The following is a 5,370-nucleotide window of genomic DNA, read 5'->3' as shown; positions in this document are numbered from 1 at the left end:
GGCTGGGCGCGGTGGCCGCGGTCTCGGCCGCCCTCGCCCTGGCGGTGCTGCTGAGCCTGGCCGTCGGCAGCCGCGCCGTCGCGCCGGGCGAGGTGTACGAGGCGCTGGTGCACGGCGGCGACGGCCCCGCCGCCCAGGTGGTGCGGACCATGCGCGTCCCGCGCACCCTGCTGGCTGTGCTGGTCGGCGCCGCGCTCGGACTGGCCGGCTGCGTGATGCAGGGGCTGACCCGCAACCCGATCGCCGAACCCGGCATCCTCGGCGTCAGCCAGGGCGCGGCACTGGGCGTCGTCCTGGCCATCGCCTTCGCCGGGGTGCACACCCTCTCCGGATACGTCTGGTTCGCCTTCGCGGGCGCGGGCGCGGCCGGGACGGCCGTCTACGCGATCGCCGCCCGGGGCCGCGGGGGGGCCACACCGGTACGCCTGGCACTGGCCGGCGCCGCTGTCAACGCGCTGCTGTACTCGGTGGTGGCGGGGGTGCTGACGACACGGGCCGCGGCCCTGGACGAGTTCCGCTTCTGGCAGGTCGGCTCGGTCGCCGGGCGCGGCACGGAGGTGATCGGGCAGGTGCTGCCGTTCCTGGCGGCGGGCGCGCTGCTGGTGATGGCCGTCGCGCGCGGCCTGGACGCCCTGGCGCTGGGCGAGGACATGGCCAGGGGCCTGGGGCGTAACACCGCCGCCGTACGGATCACCGGCGGCCTCGGGGCCACCGTCCTGACCGGCGCCGGGGTCGCCGCGGCCGGGCCCATCGCCTTCGTCGGCCTGGCCGTCCCGCACCTGGCCCGCGCCCTCGTCGGCTCCGACCACCGCCGGCTGCTGCCCGCGGCCGCGCTGCTGGGCCCGGTGGTGCTGCTGGTGTCGGACGTGATCGGGCGGATCGTGGCACCGCCGGGCGAGGTGCCCGCGGGCGTGATGACGGCGCTGATCGGCGTGCCGTTCCTGGTGGCGCTGGTGCGCGGCCGGGCCGGGAAGGCGGTGGGACCGTGACCGCGCCCGGCACCGTGCGCGAGACGCCCCGTGAGGCACCGGGCCGCGGGGCGGCGCCCGTCAGACCCCCCGGCCACGGCCTGGTGCGCCGCGGACGCGTCTCGTTCCTGCTCCACCGCCGGTCGGTGGCGGTCACGGCCGTCCTCGCCGCCGCGCTGGCCGCGGCCGTCGTCGCGTCGCTCTGCCTCGGCGAGACCGCCACCGCGCCCACCGAGGTGGTGCGGGTGCTGCTGGGGCTGCCCTCCCCCGAGGCACTGGTCGTGGGCACGCTGCGGCTGCCGCGCGTGGTCCTCGGGCTGATGGTGGGCGCCGCGCTCGGGGTGGCGGGCGGGCTGATCCAGACCGTCGCCCGCAACCCCCTGGCGAGCCCGGAGATCATCGGCGTCACCCACGGCGCCGCCGCCGTGACCGTCGCCGCGATGACCTTCGGCCTGACCTCGTACGCCCTGCTGCCCCACCTCTCGGTGGCGGGCGGGATGCTCGCCGCCGCGCTGGTCTACGTCTTCGCCTGGCGGCGCGGCCTGAGCGCGTCCCGCTTCGTCCTGATCGGCCTGGGCTTCTCCGTCGCGCTGCGCTCGCTCACCCATCTGTTCATGACCAAAGGCGACTTCCTCGCCGCCCAGCAGGCCCAGGTATGGCTGACCGGCTCGCTCAACGGGCGCGGCTGGGAGCAGGCCGCGCCCCTGGGCTGGGCTCTGTCGGCCATGCTGCCCGCCGTGCTGTGGTGCGCCCGCGCCCAGCGTCGGGCGGTACTGGACGACGACACCGCCACCGCCCTGGGCGTGCGGCTGGGCCGTGTCCGGCTGGGGCTGGCGGCCACCGGGGTCGTCCTGGCCTCGGTGGCCACCGGAGCGGCCGGGCCGGTGGACTTCGTGGCGCTGCTCTCCCCGCAGATCGCCCGCCGGCTGACACGCACCGCGCAGATCCCGCTGCTCGCCACGGCCCTGCTGGGCGCCTTCACCGTCGTCCTCGGCGACCTGCTGGCCCGCAGGATCCTGGCGCCGGTGGAGCTGCCGGTCGGAGTGCTGACGGCGGCGATCGGGGCGCCCTACCTCGTCTGGCTGATCGCCCGCGGCCGCACCGGAGGAAGACCATGACGGACACCACCTCGCCCACCGAGGACACCGCGGCCGACGGGCCGCGGGCAACGGACGCACCGGACGCGTCCGCGAGCCGGCTGATCGCCCGCGGCCTGACCCTCGCCTACGAGAACCGCACGGTCGTCGACGGCCTCGACCTCGACGTGCCCGACGGCCGCGTCACCGTCGTCGTCGGCCCCAACGCGTGCGGCAAGTCCACCCTGCTGCGGGCGCTGGGCCGGCTGCTGCGGCCCCGGCGCGGCGCGGTGCTGCTGGACGGCCGGGAGCTGGACCGCGTACCCACCCGCGCGGTCGCCCGCTCCCTCGGGCTGCTCCCCCAGGCGCCGGTCGCGCCCGAGGCGATCACCGTCGGCGACCTCGTCGCCCGGGGCCGCCAACCCCACCAGCGCTGGTGGCAGCAGTGGTCGGAGGCCGACGAGCGGGCCGTCACCGACGCCATGGACAGCACCGGCGTCACCGATCTGGCCGACCGGGCCGTGGACGAGCTGTCGGGCGGCCAGCGGCAGCGCGTGTGGATCGCCATGGCGCTCGCCCAGGAGACCGAACTGCTGCTGCTCGACGAGCCGACCACGTACCTCGACATCGCCCACCAGGTGGAGGTCCTCGATCTGGTGCGGCGGCTCAACCGGGAACGGGACCGCACGGTCGTGATGGTCCTGCACGACCTCAACCAGGCCGCCCGCTACGCCGACCACCTCGTCGCGATGCGCGGTGGCCGGATCGTCGCGCAGGGGCCGCCGGACCGGGCCGTCACCGCCGGTCTGGTCCGCGAGGTCTTCGGCCTGGAGGCCGTGGTGGTGCCCGACCCGGTGACGGGCGGCCCCCTCGTCGTTCCCGGCGCCCCCGCCACCGTCCCCGTCAGCACCCGAAAGGCGACACCATGACCCTCACCCGCCGCCGTACGACCGCCGCCGGCGCCACCGCGCTGGCCTCCGTCCTCGTCCTCGCCCTGTCCGCCTGCGGCGGGGAGAGCGGTGCCGCCTCCGGGGAGACCCGGACGGTGATGACCGCCCACGGGGAGGTCGAGATCCCCGCCGAGCCCGAGCGCGTGGTCGTCCTCGACACCGCCGAGCTGGACTCGGCCATAACCCTGGGCGTCAAGCCCGTCGGCTCCACCCGCTCCGACGTGGCCTCCGGCTTCCTGAAGTACCTGCCGGAGGAGAAGGTCGAGGGCATCGAGAACGTCGGCAACATCGCCGCGCCCAATCTGGAGAGGATCGCGGCGCTCAAGCCGGACCTGATCCTGGGCAGCGACATCCGCGACAAGGACCGCTACGACGAGCTGTCGAAGATCGCCCCGACCGTCTTCACCGAGTCCACCGGCGCGTCCTGGAAGCAGAACTTCCTGGTCCACGCCAACGCCCTCGACCGGCAGGACGAGGCGGAGAAGGTCATCGACGCCTACGAGGCGAGGACGGCCGAGGTCACCGAGGCGCTCGGCGGCCCGGAGAAGGCCCGGGAGCTGACGGTGAGCGTCGTCCGCTTCGTCGAGGGCGCCGACACCCGCGTCTACGGCAGGCAGAACTACATCGGCTCCATCCTCGCCGACATCGGCGTGAGCCGCCCGGCCATCGCCGACAGGGCCCCCGACGGCTTCTCGGTCGACGTCAGCCCGGAGAAGGTCGACCAGGGCGACGCGGACGTCGTCTTCTACACCTCCTACGGCGACCCGGCGAAGTCCGGCGAGGGCGAGGCCGTCGGCGGCGCGCTGTGGAAGGGCATGGAGGCGGTGGAGAACGGCCGCGCCCACCGCGTGGACGACGAGACCTGGATCCAGGGCATCGGCTACACGGCCGCCGACACGATCCTGGAGGAGATGAAGAGCTTCCTCACCCGGGACTGACGCCTTCCCGGCCCCCGGCCCGGCATACCGGTGAGCACGCCGCCACCGGCACCGACGGCCCGGTCTTCCCTGGGGCGGAAACGGCTCTCCGGGAGACGACCGCTGTGCCCGTGCCCGCCGGGAGCACCGCGGTCCGGCGGACACGGGCACGGGCCCGGGGGCGCGCTCAGGTCGGCTGGACCAGCATGCCGAGCAGGTGGTTCCCAGGGGCCTCGGGATCGGTGCTGAAGTAGAACTCGACGATGGCGGCACGGTACTCGGCGTGGCTGATGACGCCGTCTCCGTCCAGGTCCACCCTGTCGAACGCCGGACCGCACTGCTCGGCGGGGACGCCGAGCGCCTGGTACAGCGCGACGTACTCGTCCCGGCTCAGAACACCGTCACCGTCGGTGTCGGTGACGTTCACGATGGCTTCGATGATGGCCATGACCACGTTCTCGAAGTGGGCGGGGGTGGTGACACTGTCCTGCATCATGGTGATGAACTCGGTGCGTGAGATCCGCCCGTCACCGTCGGTGTCGGCCTCTTCGAGCAGCCGCCACCACTGCGCGAAGGCGGAGTGGAAGGCGGCGCGGTTGTCATGGTCCTCCTCCTTCGCCACTCCGGCGAAGACCGCCGCCGTCGCCTCCAGGTCCTGGGGGGTGAGCTGACCGTCGCGGTCCTGGTCGAACCAGTCGAACAGAAGGCTGAACTTCTGATCCACCACGTCACTCTTCATTGTGTCTCCCTCACTCAAGCTGCGAGCCGCCCACCCATGTGGCGGAGTGGTCTGGGAAGACGCTAGGGACAGGCGGACGCGGGGATGACCGCTCAGATGGATTCTCAGCCGTACGGGTGACGCATGGAACGAATGAACGAAAAATCCTTGGTCGACAGTTCCGGTGTCCGTGCTCCGTCGGCCCCGTACGATGTCCGGCCGCCCGACCGGACGTGCGGCGACGGGGCCCGGTACCCGATCCCCCGGCCGACACCGTCGAACGACGGCGGGAGTCCATGCCGCCACCGACACGCCGGCCCGGCCCAACGGTGAACACGGGATCCGCCCCTGCCGGGGGGAGGCTGCCCGAATCACCCCTTCGGCCGCCGCGCCCGCCACAGCAGGTAGAGGGCGCTGGCGACGGCCGCGGCGCGCAGCGCCCAGGGCCAGGAGGCGGTGATCGCCCCGCCCAGCGCGCCCTCGGCTATCGGCTCCCCCCAGCGGCCCTCGGTGCGGCCCCACAGCCACACCAGCCCGGCGGCCGCGACCGTACCGGGCACGACCGTCACCGCCCACTTGGCCTCCTTGCGGCTCAGCCGGGGCGACCACCAGGCGGCCAGCCAGCCCAGACCCAGCGGGATCAGCGAGCCCATCACCGCACCCGCCACCAGCAGTGCGGCGGCCGCCAGCTCCACGGCGCCGCCCACGCGCGGCACGCGGGCCGTGCGCGGGGCGCCGCCC

General features: G+C 74.3%; 5 protein-coding genes and 1 pseudogene. 4 read left to right on the top strand and 2 right to left on the bottom strand.

Features of this window, described 5'->3' with window-relative positions:
- Positions 1-2: 2 nt before the first annotated feature.
- Genes LJ221_RS23185 through LJ221_RS23170 form a run of 4 tightly spaced genes read left to right on the top strand, consistent with a single transcriptional unit; the run spans position 3 to position 3,932 of the window.
- A complete protein-coding gene (locus tag LJ221_RS23185) occupies positions 3-989 on the top strand; it encodes an iron ABC transporter permease (RefSeq protein WP_241718657.1) in 987 nt (328 codons plus the stop codon).
- Complete coding sequence (locus tag LJ221_RS23180; protein WP_374228543.1) at positions 986-2,086, top strand: FecCD family ABC transporter permease; 1,101 nt, start codon at positions 986-988, stop codon at positions 2,084-2,086. The genes LJ221_RS23185 and LJ221_RS23180 overlap by 4 nt, the downstream gene beginning before the upstream one ends.
- A complete protein-coding gene (locus LJ221_RS23175; RefSeq protein ID WP_241718656.1) occupies positions 2,083-2,973 on the top strand; it encodes an ABC transporter ATP-binding protein in 891 nt (296 codons plus the stop codon). Before LJ221_RS23180 ends, LJ221_RS23175 begins: the two co-directional genes overlap by 4 nt.
- Positions 2,970-3,932, top strand: coding sequence for an ABC transporter substrate-binding protein (locus LJ221_RS23170; RefSeq protein ID WP_241718655.1), 963 nt, complete (start codon positions 2,970-2,972; stop codon positions 3,930-3,932). The genes LJ221_RS23175 and LJ221_RS23170 overlap by 4 nt, the downstream gene beginning before the upstream one ends.
- A gap of 166 nt (positions 3,933-4,098) precedes the next feature.
- Here LJ221_RS23170 and LJ221_RS23165 read toward each other — a convergent pair whose 3' ends face one another.
- Positions 4,099-4,650 (bottom strand): EF-hand domain-containing protein, encoded by a 552-nt coding sequence (locus LJ221_RS23165; protein ID WP_241718654.1) that lies wholly within the window; start codon positions 4,648-4,650, stop codon positions 4,099-4,101.
- A gap of 350 nt (positions 4,651-5,000) precedes the next feature.
- Positions 5,001-5,370 (bottom strand): annotated as a pseudogene (locus tag LJ221_RS23160) (hypothetical protein); the annotation flags it as partial.

The sequence above is a fragment of the Streptomyces sp. CNQ085 genome, from assembly GCF_022614595.1.
Lineage (GTDB): Bacteria > Actinomycetota > Actinomycetes > Streptomycetales > Streptomycetaceae > Streptomyces.
Note: the sequence above shows the minus strand (reverse complement) of the source record. Positions and strands in the feature narration are given on the sequence as shown.